This window comes from Acidovorax sp. SUPP3434 (assembly GCF_030159015.1).
GTDB lineage: Bacteria > Pseudomonadota > Gammaproteobacteria > Burkholderiales > Burkholderiaceae_C > Paracidovorax.
This window is the reverse complement of the sequence record NZ_BQXL01000026.1, coordinates 16,237-33,541: the sequence shown is the minus strand read 5'-3', so window position 1 is coordinate 33,541 and position 17,305 is coordinate 16,237. Positions and strand designations below refer to the sequence as shown.

Sequence of the window (17,305 nt, the reverse complement as noted above, 5' to 3'; positions counted from 1 at the left end):
AAGCCGGCTCAGAGGCGGCCCAGGGCCTGCACCTTCCAGGCCAGCCACAGCTTGCGCAGCGGGGTGAGGCTCACCCGCTGGTGCAGCACCTGGAAGCCGTCGTGCTCGATCTCGCGCAGCAGGGTGCGGTAGATGCTGGCCATCATCAGCCCGGGCTTCTGGGCGCGCCGGTCGCCCGTGGGCAGCAGGGCGAGCGCCTCGTCGTAGAGCCGGTGCGCGCGCTCGGCCTGAAAGCGCATCAGCGCGGTGAACCGCTCGGAATACTGGCGCTTGAGGATCTCGTGCGCCTTCACGTCGAACTGCTGCAGCTCGGCCACGGGCAGGTAGATGCGACCCATCATGGCGTCCTCGCCCACGTCGCGGATGATGTTGGTGAGCTGAAACGCCAGGCCCAGGGTGTGCGCGTATTCGGTGGTGCGGTCATCGGTCTGCCCGAAGATGCGCGCGGCCACCTCGCCCACCACGCCCGCCACCAGCTGGCAGTAGCGCGACAGGCCGGGAAAGTCGAGGTAGCGCGTCTGCTCCAGGTCCATCTGGCAGCCGTCGATCACGGCCTGCAGGTGCCGCTCCTCGATGCCGTAGGCCGCCACGTGCGGCATGAGCGCCTGCATCACGGGGTGCGTGGCACGGCCGGCAAAGGACTGGGCCACCTCGGCCTGCCACCAGGCCAGCTTGGTGCGGGCCACGCCGGCGTCCGAGACTTCGTCCACCACATCGTCGACCTCGCGGCAAAAACCATAGAAGGCCGTGATGGCGGCGCGCCGCGGCGCGGGCAGGAACAGAAAGGCGTAATAGAAGCTGCTGCCCGAGGCGGCGGCTTTTTGCTGGACGTACTGTTCCGGTGTCATGGGGCGCGATTCTCCCATGGGCGCCCGGGCTCGGCGGCGAACCGGGCTGGCTCGGGGCAGGGGCCGCCCTGCGGCCAGGCCAGGGGAGGGTGCCTTCGCATTCCTGCTCGCGTTTTCGGGTGGCAGTGCCGTGCTCGAACAGAGCCTGCCTACAGTGCGTTTCAAGCGGCGATTTCCCGATGCGAGGCACGGCGAGCGACCGCCTCGAAAGGTTTTTCCATGTCCCTCAGTTCCAAGTTCGCTTCCAAGGTCTTATCGGCGGGTAACCGCTTCGTCAAGGAGGTGGCGTCGAAAACGACGGGTCAGGCAAAGACCCAATCGGGTGCCGCGCAGTCCCGGCCGCAGCAGGACACCGTGTTCTCCAAATTGAGTTCGCGTACCAATGGAGCCGCAGCCCGTCCACAAGGCTCGCAGTCGCAACAGCCCCGGGCCAACCTGCAGTCGTTCCGACCGGCCAACCAGCAGGCCGGCCTCGCTGGCCAACAGCAGCAACGCGTGCAGACCCCGAATTACCAGCACGCCACGGCGGCCGCACCTTCTCCGCGGAAACAGCAGCCCGAGCCCGCGGGCTTGAAGATGTTCGGCGATGGGCGCAGCAATGCACCTGCATCCCAGCCGGGAGTGCACCGCACGTCGATGCGCCCCACCGGTTCATCGAGTTCGCTCAGCTCCATGAGCTCCTGGGGTTCCACGAATTCTTCGAGCTCCCTCAGTTCCTGGAGCTCCACCAGTTCCTCGGGCTCTTCGAACCCGTCGAGCCTCTCACGCCCCACGAGCCCGTCGCGTCCCACGACCCATGCAAGCCCGGCGGGTCCGACGAGCACGGCTCAGGCTGCAAGGCCTCAGCAGGCTGCGTCGTCCGCGAGTTTCGGGCGGACCAGGCCCCAGTCCTCGGAAGCCGATACGGCCCAGCCCAAATTGCAGTTCATCCGCGGAACCCGGCAGGTCAAGGCGCAATACCTGGAGGCCAAGGCCCGCATGGAGGCCGTGACCAGGGAGCACTATCAGGTGGACACGGCGTTGGACAACGCGACCGATGCCATGTCCGACAAGGAGTACGACGCGCTGAACGCACGGTATGAGACCCTGTCCGCTCAGAAGAAAACAGCGGTCCGTGAACACAACGCCCTTCGCAACGAAATGGCGAGGATGAACATCCCCGTGGCGCAACATGTGAGCCAGGCACTGGCGGCCAACCTTCCGATGCTGGAGAAACTGGCGGACCTGTCCGGCAAGTTCACCAAGGTCGATCAGACGGGCATGGCCTTCGACCTGGAGCGCACGATGCGGCGCAGTGGAGCGAAGATGGTGAGCACCTTCAGGACCGCGCAGGAGTTCAAGGAACTGACGGGCCAGCGCGACGCCATCATCGGCAGCCAGGCCCAGCTCAAGCAATTGCTCGCCAGCGACGAGATGGACGGCCTGCGCTATGCCGATCCCAAGCTGCATGCCTCACTCAGCCAGATGGCGAAGATGGATCTCGGCCAGTCTTTCAGCAAGCTGGACGCCCTGCAAAGCGTGGCCAAGGACATCGAAGAAGCGTTTGACGGCCAGGGGCTGTCGACGATGCTGTACTCGATTCCCAGCACGCCAGAAGAAATTCGGGAGCGCAAGGAGCAGGCGGCGCGCGACCATCAAGAGGCGTTTGACCAAGGCTACATGTAGGCCGGTGTTACACGGGGGCGATCGGTCCCCCGACCGTCGCCCTTACCGCCAAAGTGGCGGACGGGCATCAGAACGCGATCTGCTCCACACCCATGTCGCTCGGCCGGCGCAGCGCCTCTTTCATGAACATGCTCATTGGGAGCATGCCTTGCTGCTCCACGCTGAACCACTTCTTGTACAGCGCGGCCATCTCGCCGCCCTGGATCAGGCGACGCGTCACGCGGTCCACCAGTTCCTTGAACTTGGGATCGTCCTTGCGCAGCCCGATGCTGTAGGGCTCCAGCGACAGGCGCTTTTCCAGGAACTGGTAGTCGTCCACGTTCTTGCCCAGGCGGGTGAGCGGAATCCAGATGCCCGCGTCGTCGGCGAAGGCGGCGTCGGCCTCGCCCTTGACCAGCGCACCCACCACGTCGATCGTGCTGTCGGCCAGCACGTAGTTGAAGTGGCGGTTGTAGGTGCGCTCGTTGGCGCGCAGCAACCCTTCGTTGGTGGTCTTGCCCTGCACGGCGATCCTCTTGCCCTGCAGGTCGTCCAGCGTCTTGATGCCCGCGTTCTTGCGCACGAGGAACGACGAGGTCGCCACGAAGATGTGGTGGCTGAACGCGATCTCCTTTTGCCGCGCGGCCGTGTTGGCGGTGCCGCCGCACTCCAGGTCCACCACGCCGTCCTTCACGTCGCTGATGCGGTTCTTGCCGTCCACCAGCAGGTAGTGCACGCGCAGGTCGGGGCGTTTGAGTTCCTTCTTGATCTCGTCGAAGATCTGCAGGCACACGTCCACCGTGTAGCCCTTCACCGTGCCGTTGGCGTCCTTGAACGAAAACGGCAGGGACTTTTCGCGGTGGCCCAGCTTCAGTTCGCCCGAGCTGGCGATGCGCGCCAGGGTGTCTTCCGCCCAGGCGGGGGCTGCGCTGCCGAACGCGGCCAGGGCCGCCATGAGCGCCCAGGGGCGCAGTCGAGAAAGGAAATGCATGGGTGGAGGCGAAAAAGGCGGATGAAGGAGGGTGGCGAATGCGCCGGCCCCCGCACGGGCGAAAACCGCAAAGTGTATGCGCGTGTAACGAAAAAGGGCAGCCTCTGGCACGGCGCCAGCGTGCGGGTGCGTCCTATTCGCCACACCGGCGACGGCGCAGCCCCGGATTCGGCGCCCTCAGCACTCGACCACGTTCACCGCCAGCCCGCCGCGCGAGGTTTCCTTGTATTTGCTCTTCATGTCGGCGCCGGTCTGCATCATGGTCTTGATGACCTGGTCGAGCGAGACCATGTGCGTGCCGTTGCCGCGCAGGGCCATGCGCGCCGCGTTGATGGCCTTGATCGCGCCCATCGCGTTGCGCTCGATGCAGGGGATCTGCACCAGCCCGCCCACCGGGTCGCACGTCATGCCCAGGTTGTGCTCCATGCCGATCTCGGCCGCGTTCTCCACCTGCGCGGGCGTGCCGCCCATCACCGCCGCCAGCGCGCCCGCCGCCATCGAGCAGGCCACGCCCACCTCGCCCTGGCAGCCCACCTCGGCGCCAGAGAGCGAGGCGTTTTCCTTGTAGATGATGCCGATGGCGCCGGCCGTGAGCAGGAAATCGGCGATGCCGTCCTCGTCGGCGCCGGGCACGAACTTCACGTAGTAGTGCAGCACCGCGGGGATCACGCCAGCCGCGCCGTTGGTGGGCGCGGTCACGACGCGCCCGCCCGCCGCGTTCTCCTCGTTGACGGCCATGGCGTAGAGGTTGATCCAGTCCAGCATCGACAGCGGATCGCGCAGCGCCTCCTCGGCGCGGCCGGACAGTGTCTGGTGCAACTGGCCCGCGCGGCGCTGCAGCCGCATGGGGCCGGGCAGGCTGCCGTGGCTGGCACAGCCGCGCTGCACGGCGCCGGCCATGGTCTGCCAGATCTGCAGCAGGCGCTGGCGCACGTGCGCGCGGCTGTGCCAGTGCCCTTCATTGGCCAGCGTGACGGCGGCGATGCCCTGCCCGGTGGCGGCGCATTGGGCCAGCAGTTCGGCGGCGGTGCGGTAGGGGTGGGGCAAGCCCGTGCCGGAACCTGCTGCGCCCTGGTCCAGGGCCTCGACGCTGTTGAGCACCCGCTGGCCGCCTTCGTCCACCACGAAGCCGCCGCCCACGGAGTAGTAGGTGCGCGTGAGCAGCAGTTCGCCTTGGGCGCCATGGGCGTGCAGGCTCAGGCCGTTGGGGTGGAAGGGCAGGCTCTTTCGCCGGAACAGCAGGTGCTCCTTTTCGATGAACGCGATGCGGTGCGTGCCCAGCAGGTCGATGTGGCCGCCCGTGCGGATCGCCTCGACCGTGGGGCCGATCCGGTCCGGGTCGATGCGGTCGGGCTCGTGCCCGGCCAGGCCCAGCAACACGGCGCGGTCGGTGCCGTGGCCGATGCCGGTGGCGGCCAGCGAGCCGAACAGCTCCACCACCACGCGGTGCACGGGCGCCAAGCCCATGGAATCGCGCAGGGCGACGGCGAACTGCCGCGCCGCGATCATGGGGCCCACGGTATGGGAGCTGGAGGGGCCGATACCGATCTTGAACAGGTCGAAAACGCTGACGGACATGGCGGGCAATGCGAGGGCTGTGGGGCGCGCAGGCTAACCGGCTGGCGGGGGCCGGGCATGCTCGCTATCCCGGGGCGGCCTTGCGCGAGGCCTGTGCCTTACCGGCTCAATCAAAATCGATTGCTACAAAAAATATAGCGTCATGCCCTAGTACTCATTGTGCTGAAGGCCGATTCGATGCCTGGATTCTCGGCCTCAAGAGCCGCGACTGAAGCCGCGCTTGCCGGGCATGAATTCGCCTTACATCGCCACGGCCCGGCCCAGCATGCGGGCCCAGTCCAGCGGGCGCAGGCGCGGGCGGGTGTGCAGGCTGCCGCCGTCGAGCGCCTCCACCTTGTCCAGGATGCGCAGTCCGCCCTGCACGACCAGGCGCAGCTCCCAGCCGGCGCGCCCGGGCAGGCGGTGCACCAGGGGCGCGCCTTGGTCCATCAGCCCGCGCGCCCAGGCCGCGCAGTCGTTGACCAGCGCGCGCGTGGCGGGCGTGGTGCGCAGCGTGGACAGGGCCGCGCGGTCCACCCCGTGCGCCGTGCAGTCGGCGTCGGTGAGGTAGTGGCGCCCGCGCGGAATGTCCACGCTCAGGTCCTGCCAGAAGTTGATGAGCTGCAACGCCGAGCAGATGGCGTCGCTGCGCGCGAGCGATTCGGCATCGTGCACGCCGTACAGGTGCAGCAGCAGCCGGCCGACGGGATTGGCCGAGCGCCGGCAGTAATCCAGCAGTTCGGCCCGGTCGGTGTACACGGCGCCGTCCCGCGTGCGGGCGATGTCCTGCGTGAACGCGCTCAGCAGATCGGCCAGCAGCGGCACGGGCAGGGCATGGCTGCGCAGCACGGCCTGCAGCGGGCCGAAGATGGCGGCCCAGCGCGCGCCGGGCGGGTGGCCGGCGGCGATGGACTGCAGCTCGGCCCCATAGGCCGCCAGGTCCGCCAGGCGTTCCTGCGGGCCGGCGTCCCCTTCGTCGGCCAGGTCGTCCGCGGCGCGCGCGAAGGCGTAGATGGCCGCGATGGGCTGGCGCAGGTGCGGCGGGCACAGCAGCGAGGCCACGGGAAAGTTTTCGTAGTGCGTCACGGCCGGCGCCTGGGGCGTGCCGGGTGGTGGGGTGCGGGGGCGGGGTTCGGAGGAGGGAAGCGTCACGGCGCGATTGTCGCTTGACAAGGTGACGGGGCTTCTCATAGATTACTAACCAGTCAGTCATTAAAACGAACCGCTTTCCCGGAACCAGCATGAACACCTCTGTCGCGCCGCGGCTTTCCCGGCCGTTCCCCTCGCAGCCCCTTCACGGGGCATTTTCTTGGGTGCAGCGCGCGATGGGGGGGCTGGCCGTCGGCGCGGCCGTCCTCGCGGGCGTGGGCTGCTCCAAGCCCGAGCCCGCCCCCGAGCCGGTGCGCTCGGTCAAGCTGCTCACCGTGGGCGCCGCCCCGCTGAACACCCAGCTCGAATATGCCGGCGAAGTGCGGGCGCGCATCGAATCGCGCCTGGGCTTTCGGGTGGCGGGCAAGATCGTGCAGCGCCAGGCCGAACTGGGCCAGCGCGTGCAGGCGGGCCAGGTGCTGGCCCAGCTCGACCCGCGCGACTACCAGCTGGCCGCCGACGCGTCGCGCGCGCAGGTCGCCTCCGCCGCCACGCAGCGGGACCTGGCCGCCGCCGACTACCAGCGCTACGCCGCGCTCAAGGCGCAGAACTTCATCAGCGGCGCCGAACTGGAGCGCCGCGCCTCCACCCTCAAGGCCGCCGAGGCCTCGCTCGACCAGGCGCGTGCGCAACTGGCCTCGCAAGGCAATCAGACCGGCTACACGCGGCTGGTGGCCGACGTGTCGGGCGTGGTCACCAGCATCGAGGCCGAGCCGGGCCAGGTGGTGTCGGCCGGCACGCCGGTGGTGCGCATCGCCCAGGACGGCCCGCGCGACGTGGTCTTCGTCGTGCCGGAAGACAAGGTCGCCCGCGTGAAGGCCGGCCAGCCGGTGGCCGTGCGGTCGTGGTCGGGCGGCGCACCTTTGACCGGCCGGGTGCGCGAGGTGGCGGCCAGCGCCGATGCCGTCACCCGCACCTTCCAGATCAAGGTGGCCATCGAAGGCACCGAGGCACCGCCGCTCGGCGCCACCGTGTACGTCACGCCCGAGGCCCTGGGCCAGGCCGGCCAGCAGGCCATCAAGCTGCCCACCAGCGCGCTGCGCCAGGACGGCCAGCAGACGGCCGTGTGGGTCTTCGACGCCGCCAGCGGCACCGTGCGGTCGCAAGCCGTGCAGATCGCCACGGCGGACGGCAACGAGGCCGTGGTGGCTTCGGGGCTGGCCCCGGGCATGCAGGTGGTGGCCACGGGCGTGCACGTGCTGTCGCCCGGCCAGAAGGTCGTGCCCTACCAGCCCAAAACGCCTGCAGCGCAACCCAGTCCAGCGCAGACGGCTGTCAATGGCGTGGCAAGCCCCGCCCGTGCCGCGGCCTCCGGCCCGGCGCCCGCCGCGACCGCATCGTCCGCCCGCTGAAGGCCGCTCCATGACGCAGATCCAGCCGAAAGAGGGCTTCAACCTCTCCAAATGGGCGCTCGACCATCCGGCGCTCACCCGCTACCTGATGATCGTGCTGATGCTGATGGGCTTTGGCGCCTACTTCCAGCTCGGGCAGGACGAGGACCCGCCGTTCACCTTCCGCGCGATGGTGGTGCGCACCTACTGGCCTGGCGCCACGGCGCAGCAGGTGGCCGAGCAGGTCACCGACAAGCTCGAACGCACGCTGCAGGAGGTGCCTTACGCCGACAAGATCCGCAGCTACTCCAAGCCCGGCGAGTCGCAGATCATCTTCAACATCAAGGACTCGTCCAAGTCCGGCGACGTGCCCAACGTCTGGTACACGGTCCGCAAGAAGATCGGCGACATGCGCGCCACCCTGCCGCAGGGCGTGCAGGGGCCGTTCTTCAACGACGACTTCGGCGACGTCTATGGCGTGATCTACGCGCTGGAGTCCGAGGGCTTCAGCTACGCCGAGATGAAGACCTTCGCCGACGACGTGCGCCAGCAGCTGCTGCGCGTGCCCGACGTGGCCAAGGTCGAGCAGTTCGGCGTGCAGGACGAAAAGCTCTACATCGAAATCTCGCAGAAGCGCCTGGCGCAACTGGGCCTGGACATGAACCAGGTGCTGTCGCAACTGGGCCAGCAGAACGCGGTGGAAAGCGGCGGCATCATCCAGACGCCGCAGGACCAGGTCCAGGTGCGCGTGGCCGGGCAGTTCGGTGCGGTCGAAGACCTGCGCGCCATGCCGATCCGCGGCGCTTCGGGCGCGCAGCTGCGCCTGGGCGACATCGCCGACATCCACCGCGGCTACGTGGAGCCGCCGGCTGTGAAGGTGCGCCACCAGGGCCAGGAAGTGATCGCGCTCGGCGTGTCGATGGCCAAGGGCGGCGACATCATCCGCCTGGGCGAAGCCCTGAAGACCGCCACGCAGAAGATCGAAAAGACCCTGCCGGCCGGCGTGCGGTTCGTGAACGTGCAGGACCAGCCCAAGTCGGTGTCCTCGTCGGTCAACGAGTTCGTGAAGGTGCTGATCGAAGCCGTGGTGATCGTGCTGGCCGTGAGCTTCCTGGCGCTGGGTCTGCACAAGCGCCCGGGCCACCATCCGCTGTGGAAGCGCTGGACGCTGGACATCCGTCCGGGCCTGGTGGTGGGCATCACCATTCCGCTGGTGCTGGCCGTCACGTTCCTGGCCATGTGGTACTGGAACATCGGGCTGCACAAGATCTCTCTGGGCTCGCTCATCATCGCGCTGGGCCTGCTGGTGGACGACGCCATCATTGCCGTCGAGATGATGGTGCGCAAGATGGAGGAGGGCTACGACAAGGTGCGCGCGGCCACCTTCGCCTACGAGATCACCGCCATGCCGATGCTGACCGGCACGCTGATCACGGCGGCGGGCTTCCTGCCGATCGGCATCGCCAAGTCGGTGACGGGGGAATACACCTTTGCGATCTTCGCCGTCACGGTGATCGCACTGGTGCTGTCGTGGCTGGTCTCGGTGTACTTCGTGCCGTACCTGGGCACGCTGCTGCTCAAGAAGCCGCCGCACGTGCACACCGGCCCGGACGGCCAGCCGCACGAGGCGTTCGACAGCGGGTTCTACAACGTCTTTCGCCGCTGCGTGGACTGGTGCGTGCGCTACCGCTGGATCACCATCGGGCTCACGGTGGCCACCTTCGCGCTCGGCATCGTCGGCATGGGCCGCGTGCAGCAGCAGTTCTTCCCGGATTCGAGCCGCCCTGAAATCCTGATGGACATCTGGTTCCCGGAAGGCACCTCGTTCGAAGCCAACGAAGAGGTCACGCGCCGCGTCGAGCAGCGCCTGCGGGCCGAGGCGGGCGTGTCCACCGTCAGCGTGTGGGTGGGCTCGGGCGTGCCGCGCTTTTATCTGCCGCTGGACCAGGTCTTCCCGCAGACCAACGTGTCGCAGTTCATCGTGATCCCGCAGGACCTGCACGTGCGCGAGTCGCTGCGCGTCGGGTTGCCCGAGATCATGGCGCGCGAGTTTCCCGAGGTGCGGGCGCGCGTGAAGCTGCTGCCCAACGGGCCGCCCGTGCCTTACCCGGTGCAGTTCCGCGTGGTGGGCACCGATCCCGCCGTGCTGCGCGCCCGGGCCGACGAGGTCAAGGCCATCCTGCGCGACCACCCGCAGATGCGCGGCGTGAACGACAACTGGAACGAGTCCGTCAAGGTCATGCGCCTGGAAGTGGACCAGGACAAGGCCCGCGCCCTGGGCGTGACCAGCCAGTCCATCGCCCAGGCCGCGCGCACCGTGTTCACCGGCACCACCGTGGGCCAGTACCGCGAAGGCGACAAGCTGATCGACATCGTGTTCCGCCAGCCACCGGACGAGCGCAAGGCCATCACCGACGTGGCCAATGCCTACCTGCCCACGGCCTCGGGCAAGTCGATTCCGCTCACGCAGATCGCGCGGCCGGTCTTCACCTGGGAGCCGGGCGTGATGTGGCGCGAGAACCGCGACTACGCCATCACGGTGCAGGGCGACGTCATCGAAGGCCTGCAGGGCGCGACCGTCACCGAGGCGCTGGTGCCCGGCCTGAGGCAGCTGGAGGCGAAGTGGCATGCGGCCGGCCAAGGCGGCTACCGCATCGAGGTGGCGGGCGCCGTGGAGGAAAGCTCCAAGGGCTCGGCCTCCATCGCCGCGGGCGTGCCGATCATGCTGTTCATCACGTTCACCCTGCTCATGCTCCAGCTGCACAGCTTCAGCCGCGCAGTGCTGGTGTTCCTCACCGGACCGCTGGGCATCGCCGGGGTGGCGGGGGCGTTGCTGTTGCTGGGACGGCCGTTCGGGTTCGTGGCGCTGCTGGGGGTGATCGCGCTCATGGGCATGATCCAGCGCAACTCCGTCATCCTGATCGACCAGATCGAGCAGGACCGCGCGCGGGGCGTGCCCGCGTGGGACGCCATCGTGGAGTCGGCCGTGCGCCGGTTGCGCCCCATCGTGCTCACGGCCGCCGCCGCGGTGCTGGCCATGATCCCGCTGTCGCGCAGCGTGTTCTGGGGCCCGATGGCCGTGGCCATCATGGGCGGCCTGATCGTGGCGACGGTGCTCACGCTGCTGGCGCTGCCGGCCATGTACGCGGCCTGGTTCCGCGTGAAAGAGCCCGATCCGCACGCGCCGAAACCGGCGTGATCGGAGACGGTCCGCCGACAAGGTAAAATCGAAGGTTGACCAATTTCACACAGGTGGCCGGCCCTGCCGGTCGCCTGTTTTGTCTGTAAGTTTGCGCGGGTGGCGAAATTGGTAGACGCACCAGGTTTAGGTCCTGACGCCAGCAATGGTGTGGGGGTTCGAGTCCCCCCCCGCGCACCACGGTGCGGCTGCAAAAGCAGCCGTCACGGTCCCCATATTCATAGAGGAAGAGCCATGGCCGTTACTGTTGAAACCCTTGAAAAGCTCGAGCGCAAGATCACGCTGAGCTTGCCCCTCACCGCGATCCAGTCCGAGGTCGACTCGCGCCTCAAGCGCCTGGCCCGCACCGTGAAGATGGACGGCTTCCGTCCCGGCAAGGTGCCGATGAACGTTGTGGCCCAGCGCTATGGCTACTCGGTCCAGTACGAAGTGCTGAACGACAAGGTCGGCGAGGCGTTCGCCCAGGCCGCCAACGAAGCCAACCTGCGCGTGGCTGGCCAGCCCCGCATCACCGAAAAAGACGGCGCGCCGGAAGGCCAGGTCACCTTCGACGCCATTTTCGAAGTGTTCCCTGAGGTCAAGATCGCCGATCTGGCCGGCGCCGAAGTCGAAAAGCTGTCCGCCGAAGTGACCGACGCCGCCATCGACAAGACCATCGACATCCTGCGCAAGCAGCGCCGCAGCTTCGCCCAGCGCGCGCAAGCCGCTGCCGCTGAAGACGGCGACCGCGTGACGGTCGACTTCGAAGGCAAGATCGACGGCGAAACCTTCTCTGGCGGCAAGGCCGAAGACTTCCAGTTCCTGGTCGGCGAAGGCCAGATGCTCAAGGAATTCGAAGACGCCGTGCGTGGCATGAAGTCCGGCGAAAGCAAGACCTTCCCGTTGGCCTTCCCCGAGGACTACCACGGCAAGGACGTGGCCGGCAAGACGGCTGACTTCATGGTCACCGTGAAGAAGATCGAAGCCGCCCACCTGCCCGAAGTGAACGAGCAGCTCGCCAAGTCCCTCGGCATCGCCGACGGCACGGTCGACGGCCTGCGCGCCGACATCAAGAAAAACCTGGAGCGCGAAGTCAAGTTCCGCCTGCTGGCCCGCAACAAGCAGGCCGTGATGGACGCCTTGGTGTCCAAGGCCGAGCTGGACCTGCCCAACGCCAGCGTGCAGGCCGAAATCGCCCGCCTGCTGGAAGGCGCCCGTGCCGACCTGAAGCAACGCGGCATCAAGGACGCCGACAAGGCCGAAATCCCGGAAGACGTGTTCCGTCCCCAGGCCGAGCGCCGCGTGCGCCTGGGCCTCGTGGTGGCCGAACTGGTGCGTGCCAATGAACTGCACGCCAAGCCCGAGCAACTGAAGGCCCACGTGGACGAACTGGCCGCCAGCTACGAAAAGCCGGAAGACGTCGTGCGCTGGTACTTCGGCGACCGTCAGCGTCTGGCCGAAGTCGAGGCCGTCGTCATCGAAAACAACGTGACCGACTTCGTGATGGGCAAGGCCAAGGTGACGGACAAGTCCGTTTCCTTCGACGAACTGATGGGCCAGGGCTGATGCGCTGCTGCCGCCGGACCGCCCGATTGCGGTTTCTGGCGGCTGGATGACATCGGGGGCTTGTGCTTGCGTGCACAAGCCCCAATTCATTTCTGGGTACAGTATCCGCATGACAGGAGAAAACATGAGTGCACTGGAAACACAAGCCTTGGGCATGGTCCCCATGGTCATCGAGCAGTCGGGGCGCGGCGAACGCTCCTACGACATCTATTCGCGGCTGCTGAAAGAGCGCATTATTTTTTTGGTGGGCGAGGTCAATGACCAGACCGCCAACCTCGTGGTGGCCCAGTTGCTGTTCCTCGAAAGCGAGAACCCCGACAAGGACATCTCGTTCTATATCAACTCCCCGGGCGGCAGCGTCACGGCCGGCATGGCGATCTACGACACCATGCAGTTCATCAAGCCCGATGTGTCGACCATGTGCGTGGGCTTTGCCGCCAGCATGGGCGCCTTCCTGCTGGCCGCCGGAGCCAAGGGCAAGCGGTTTTCCCTGCCGAACTCCAAGATCATGATCCACCAGGTGCTGGGCGGGGCCCGTGGCCAGGCGACGGACATCGAAATCCACGCACGCGACATTCTGCGTACCAAGGACCAGATGAACCGCATCCTGGCGGAACGCACCGGAAAGCCCCTGGACAAGGTCAAGAACGACACCGAGCGCGACTACTTCCTCACGGCCGATGAAGCCAAGGAATACGGTCTGGTCGATCAGGTGATCGCCAAGCGCCCCTGATCGCTCCGCAAGGGAATACGCGGCGTTTTCCCCAGGGAAGACGCCGTTTTTTATTTCGTTATCATCCCGACAACGTTCCGCAACACGAGGCATTGCCCCCATGGCCGAGAAAAAAGGCTCTTCCAGCGAAAAAACCCTTTACTGCTCCTTCTGCGGCAAAAGCCAGCACGAGGTAAAGAAGCTGATCGCCGGTCCGTCGGTTTTTATCTGCGACGAGTGCATCGACCTGTGCAATGAAATCATTCGGGACGAGCTTCCAGCAGCCGACGGCACGCGCGAATCGCGCGGCGACCTTCCCACCCCCGCGGAGATCAAGGCGAATCTGGACAGCTACGTCATCGGACAGGACTTCGCCAAGCGCACGCTGGCCGTGGCCGTATACAACCACTACAAGCGTTTGCGCCACAAGGACAAGGCCGGCAAGGACGAAGTGGAACTGTCCAAGAGCAACATCCTGCTGATCGGGCCCACCGGTTCGGGCAAGACGCTGCTGGCCCAGACGCTGGCCCGCATGCTGGACGTGCCTTTCGTGATGGCGGACGCCACCACCCTGACCGAGGCCGGCTACGTGGGTGAAGACGTCGAGAACATCGTGCAAAAGCTCCTGCAAAGCTGCAACTACGAGGTGGAGCGGGCCCAGCGCGGCATCGTCTACATCGACGAGATCGACAAAATTTCCCGCAAGTCGGATAACCCGTCCATCACGCGGGACGTGTCGGGTGAAGGGGTTCAGCAGGCGCTGCTCAAGCTCATCGAAGGCACCATGGCCAGCGTGCCCCCGCAGGGTGGCCGCAAGCATCCCAACCAGGACTTCCTGCAGATCGACACGACGAACATCCTGTTCATCTGCGGCGGCGCGTTCGCGGGCCTGGAGAAGGTGATCGAGAACCGCACGGAGGCCTCGGGCATCGGTTTTGGTGCGTCGGTCAAGAGCAAGAAGCAACGGTCCCTGACCGAGGTGTTCACCGAGATCGAGCCGGAAGATCTGATCAAGTTCGGTCTCATTCCCGAACTGGTGGGCCGCATGCCCGTCGTGACGGCCCTGGCCGAGCTCAGCGAGGATGCGCTGGTCCAGATCCTGACCGAGCCCAAGAACGCACTGGTCAAGCAGTACAACAAGCTGCTGTCCATGGAGGGCGTGGACCTGGAGATCCGCCCTGCGGCGCTCAAGGCCATTGCCCGCAAGGCGCTCGCCCGCAAGACCGGCGCGCGCGGCCTGCGGTCGATTCTGGAGCAATCGCTGATCAGCACCATGTTCGACCTGCCCAATGCCACCAATGTGGAAAAAGTGGTGGTGGACGAGTCCACCATCGAGGAAAACAAGGCGCCCCTGCTCGTTTACCGAGAGGCCGCCAAGAAAGCCTGAGGCGCGGCCCGCCGGTAACGCAGCAGCCGCCTGCAGTCCTCTTCGCCTGCAACCCATCGCCTTCGCTTCATCGGCGATCGTGGTGGGTTGAAAAATCTCGCTGTTGGACCATATTCCAAGCAGCTTCATGAGGATTTCCATGTCCGGACACACCCCACTGCCTGCCACCCCCATCGACCTGCCGTTGCTGCCGTTGCGCGACGTCGTGGTCTTCCCCCACATGGTGATCCCGCTGTTCGTGGGACGCCCCAAGAGCATCAAGGCGCTGGAACTGGCCATGGACGCCGACCGGCGGATCATGCTGGTCGCCCAGAAAACCGCCGCCAAGGACGAGCCCCTCGTCTCGGACATGTTCGACGTGGGTTGCGTTTCCACGATCCTGCAGATGCTGAAATTGCCCGATGGCACCGTCAAGGTGCTGGTCGAGGGGCAGCAGCGCGCGCTCGTTTCCGCCATCCAGGATAACGAAACCCATTTCACCGCGACTGTGGCTCCCGTCGAAGCGCAGGAGGACGAGAGCAAGCCCAGCGAGATCGAGGCCTTGCGCCGGGCCGTGATGCAGCAGTTCGATCAGTACGTCAAGCTGAACAAGAAGATCCCGCCGGAAATCCTCACCTCGATCTCTGCCATCGATGATCCAGGGCGTCTGGCGGACACCATTGCCGCCCACCTGCCGCTCAAGCTGGAAAACAAGCAGGTCGTGCTCGACCTGTCGGATGTGAAGCTGCGCCTCGAAAACCTTTTCGAGCAGTTGGATCGCGAAGTGGATATCCTCAATGTCGACAAGAAGATCCGTGGCCGCGTGAAGCGCCAGATGGAGAAGAACCAGCGCGATTTCTATCTGAACGAGCAGGTCAAGGCCATTCAGAAGGAACTGGGCGAGGGCGAGGAAGGCGCGGACATCGAGGAGATCGAAAAGAAGATCAAGCTCGCAAAGATGCCCGCTGACGCGCGCAAGAAGGCGGACAGCGAGCTCAAGAAGCTCAAGCTCATGTCGCCCATGTCGGCCGAAGCCACGGTGGTGCGCAACTACATCGAAGTGCTCACCGGGTTGCCGTGGAGCAAAAAGACCAAGATCAAGCACGACCTTGCCAATGCCGAGGGCGTGCTCAATGAAGACCACTACGGCCTCGACAAGGTCAAGGACCGCATCCTGGAATACCTCGCGGTGCAGCAGCGCGTGGACAAGGTCAAGGCCCCCATTCTGTGCCTGGTGGGGCCACCCGGTGTTGGCAAGACCTCGCTCGGGCAGTCGATTGCCAAGGCGACCGGGCGTAAATACGTGCGCATGGCGTTGGGCGGTATGCGTGACGAAGCGGAGATCCGCGGTCACCGCCGGACCTATATCGGCGCCATGCCCGGCAAGGTGCTGCAGAGCCTGAATAAGGTCGGTACGCGCAATCCGCTGTTCCTGCTGGACGAAATCGACAAGCTGGGTACGGATTTCCGGGGTGACCCTTCGAGCGCCCTGCTGGAAGTGCTCGATCCTGAGCAGAACCACAAGTTCGGCGACCACTACGTCGAAGTCGATTTCGATTTGAGCGACGTGATGTTCGTCGCCACCTCCAATTCGATGAACATCCCGCCGGCGCTGCTGGACCGGATGGAAGTGATCCGCCTGTCGGGCTACACCGAAGACGAGAAAACCAACATCGCCATGAAGTACCTGCTGCCCAAGCAGATGGGCAACAACGGCGTCAAAGATGAGGAACTGCAAGTCACCGAGTCGGCGGTGCGGGACGTGGTTCGCTACTACACGCGCGAAGCAGGGGTGCGTTCGCTGGAGCGTGAGTTGTCCAAGATCTGCCGCAAGGTCGTCAAGGGATTGCAGCTCAAGCAGCTGACGCCGCAAGTCGTGGTGACCGCGGACAACCTCCCCGATTATCTTGGCGTGCGCAAGTACACCTATGGTCGTGCGGAGCAGCAGAATCAGGTGGGGCAAGTGGTGGGCCTGGCATGGACCGAAGTGGGGGGCGATTTGCTCACCATCGAAGCGGCCACGATGCCCGGCAAGGGCGTGATCACGCGCACCGGCTCGCTGGGCGACGTCATGAAGGAATCGGTGGAAGCGGCACGAACCGTGGTGCGCAGTCGCTCCCGCATGCTCGGCATCAAGGACGAGGCCTTCGAAAAGCGCGACATCCACATCCACGTCCCCGACGGTGCGACGCCCAAGGACGGGCCCAGCGCCGGCGCGGCCATGACGACCGCTTTCGTTTCGGCGCTGACCGGCATCCCCGTGCGAGGCGATGTGGCGATGACCGGAGAAATCACCTTGCGAGGCGAGGTGACTGCTATCGGTGGGCTGAAGGAAAAATTGCTGGCGGCACTGCGCGGCGGCATCAAGACCGTCTTGATCCCCGAAGAGAACGTCAAGGACCTGCAGGAGATTCCCGAGAACGTAAAGAGCGGGCTGGAAATCGTGCCGGTGAAGTGGATCGACAAGGTGCTGGAAGTGGCGCTCGAGCGCAAACCGATCGCGCTCACCGATGAGGAAATCGCTGCGGCAGTGCCTGCACCCGAGGAAAAAACCTCTACCACTGCAGGCTCTGTGAAGCATTGATGGAAATTTGTCGAAAGCCTCCAAAAATTGCGCTACAATTCATCCCATCGATGCAAACGTTGTACAATGTGAGGCTTCGGTAAATGCGGGAATAGCTCAGTTGGTAGAGCGCAACCTTGCCAAGGTTGAGGTCGAGAGTTCGAGACTCTTTTCCCGCTCCAATTTACGATCTACAGACATCCACTGACGTCTGTAAGTCGTTGAAAACAGGGGCTTCGGCCCCTTTTTCATTCCAGGGCTGTCCATCGAAATCCACCAACAGCCAGCATTTTTAAGGCCAGAATTGAGGCCAAAGAATGCGGGTGGATCTGGGGCCGGATTGTTGCTGGGCGAGGAGTGGACGCGTGAGGAGCATTGAGCCTAAGTCAAAACTTAGGAG

Annotated in this window: 11 protein-coding genes and 2 tRNA genes; 9 read left to right on the top strand and 4 right to left on the bottom strand. The window is 65.5% G+C overall.

What is annotated here, in order from left to right; all coding sequences use genetic code 11:
- Window positions 1-8: 8 nt before the first annotated feature.
- Complete coding sequence (gene hpnD / locus AVKW3434_RS23290; protein WP_284407717.1) at window positions 9-848, bottom strand: presqualene diphosphate synthase HpnD; 840 nt, start codon at window positions 846-848, stop codon at window positions 9-11.
- A gap of 219 nt (window positions 849-1,067) precedes the next feature.
- Between hpnD and AVKW3434_RS23285 the strand changes: the two genes are divergently transcribed.
- Window positions 1,068-2,513 carry a hypothetical protein gene (locus AVKW3434_RS23285; RefSeq protein ID WP_284407716.1) on the top strand — a complete coding sequence of 482 codons (1,446 nt, stop codon included), beginning with the start codon at window positions 1,068-1,070 and terminating at the stop codon, window positions 2,511-2,513.
- A 67-nt stretch (window positions 2,514-2,580) separates the two neighbouring features.
- On the opposite strand, the gene AVKW3434_RS23280 is transcribed toward AVKW3434_RS23285, so the two are convergent.
- From AVKW3434_RS23280 to hpnC, 3 genes are all read right to left on the bottom strand, one after another.
- Window positions 2,581-3,483 (bottom strand): amino acid ABC transporter substrate-binding protein, encoded by a 903-nt coding sequence (locus AVKW3434_RS23280; RefSeq protein ID WP_284407715.1) that lies wholly within the window; start codon window positions 3,481-3,483, stop codon window positions 2,581-2,583.
- A 177-nt stretch (window positions 3,484-3,660) separates the two neighbouring features.
- On the bottom strand, window positions 3,661-5,061 hold the full coding sequence (locus tag AVKW3434_RS23275; protein WP_284407714.1) for an L-serine ammonia-lyase: 1,401 nt from the start codon (window positions 5,059-5,061) through the stop codon (window positions 3,661-3,663).
- Window positions 5,062-5,301: 240 nt separating this feature from the next.
- On the bottom strand, window positions 5,302-6,231 hold the full coding sequence (hpnC, locus tag AVKW3434_RS23270; protein ID WP_502869169.1) for a squalene synthase HpnC: 930 nt from the start codon (window positions 6,229-6,231) through the stop codon (window positions 5,302-5,304).
- Window positions 6,232-6,281: 50 nt separating this feature from the next.
- On the opposite strand from hpnC, the gene AVKW3434_RS23265 reads away from it, so the two are divergent.
- From AVKW3434_RS23265 to AVKW3434_RS23230, 8 genes are all read left to right on the top strand, one after another.
- Entirely contained in the window at window positions 6,282-7,541 is a 1,260-nt protein-coding gene (locus AVKW3434_RS23265) for an efflux RND transporter periplasmic adaptor subunit (protein ID WP_502869168.1), read from the top strand.
- A gap of 10 nt (window positions 7,542-7,551) precedes the next feature.
- Window positions 7,552-10,719 (top strand): efflux RND transporter permease subunit, encoded by a 3,168-nt coding sequence (locus AVKW3434_RS23260; protein ID WP_284407712.1) that lies wholly within the window; start codon window positions 7,552-7,554, stop codon window positions 10,717-10,719.
- A 93-nt stretch (window positions 10,720-10,812) separates the two neighbouring features.
- Window positions 10,813-10,899, top strand: a tRNA-Leu gene (locus AVKW3434_RS23255).
- Between the two features lie 54 nt (window positions 10,900-10,953).
- Window positions 10,954-12,264: a trigger factor gene (gene tig, locus AVKW3434_RS23250; RefSeq protein ID WP_272564309.1), complete on the top strand. Its 1,311-nt coding sequence runs from the start codon at window positions 10,954-10,956 to the stop codon at window positions 12,262-12,264.
- Between the two features lie 124 nt (window positions 12,265-12,388).
- Window positions 12,389-12,997, top strand: a complete 609-nt coding sequence (gene clpP / locus AVKW3434_RS23245) for an ATP-dependent Clp endopeptidase proteolytic subunit ClpP (protein WP_284407711.1) — start codon at window positions 12,389-12,391, stop codon at window positions 12,995-12,997.
- Between the two features lie 100 nt (window positions 12,998-13,097).
- On the top strand, window positions 13,098-14,363 hold the full coding sequence (clpX, locus tag AVKW3434_RS23240; RefSeq protein ID WP_092740458.1) for an ATP-dependent Clp protease ATP-binding subunit ClpX: 1,266 nt from the start codon (window positions 13,098-13,100) through the stop codon (window positions 14,361-14,363).
- A 139-nt stretch (window positions 14,364-14,502) separates the two neighbouring features.
- Window positions 14,503-16,926, top strand: a complete 2,424-nt coding sequence (gene lon / locus AVKW3434_RS23235; protein ID WP_284394767.1) for an endopeptidase La — start codon at window positions 14,503-14,505, stop codon at window positions 16,924-16,926.
- A gap of 85 nt (window positions 16,927-17,011) precedes the next feature.
- Window positions 17,012-17,087, top strand: a tRNA-Gly gene (locus AVKW3434_RS23230).
- Window positions 17,088-17,305: the final 218 nt, after the last annotated feature.

Coding starts and splice junctions, on each gene's coding strand:
- clpP (WP_284407711.1), top strand. CDS start 12,389: ATGAGTGCACTGGAAACACAAGCCTTGGGCATGGTCCCCATGGTCATC.
- tig (WP_272564309.1), top strand. CDS start 10,954: ATGGCCGTTACTGTTGAAACCCTTGAAAAGCTCGAGCGCAAGATCACG.
- AVKW3434_RS23260 (WP_284407712.1), top strand. CDS start 7,552: ATGACGCAGATCCAGCCGAAAGAGGGCTTCAACCTCTCCAAATGGGCG.
- hpnC (WP_502869169.1), bottom strand. CDS start 6,231: ATGAGAAGCCCCGTCACCTTGTCAAGCGACAATCGCGCCGTGACGCTT.
- AVKW3434_RS23265 (WP_502869168.1), top strand. CDS start 6,282: ATGAACACCTCTGTCGCGCCGCGGCTTTCCCGGCCGTTCCCCTCGCAG.
- lon (WP_284394767.1), top strand. CDS start 14,503: ATGTCCGGACACACCCCACTGCCTGCCACCCCCATCGACCTGCCGTTG.
- AVKW3434_RS23275 (WP_284407714.1), bottom strand. CDS start 5,061: ATGTCCGTCAGCGTTTTCGACCTGTTCAAGATCGGTATCGGCCCCTCC.
- AVKW3434_RS23285 (WP_284407716.1), top strand. CDS start 1,068: ATGTCCCTCAGTTCCAAGTTCGCTTCCAAGGTCTTATCGGCGGGTAAC.
- clpX (WP_092740458.1), top strand. CDS start 13,098: ATGGCCGAGAAAAAAGGCTCTTCCAGCGAAAAAACCCTTTACTGCTCC.
- hpnD (WP_284407717.1), bottom strand. CDS start 848: ATGACACCGGAACAGTACGTCCAGCAAAAAGCCGCCGCCTCGGGCAGC.
- AVKW3434_RS23280 (WP_284407715.1), bottom strand. CDS start 3,483: ATGCATTTCCTTTCTCGACTGCGCCCCTGGGCGCTCATGGCGGCCCTG.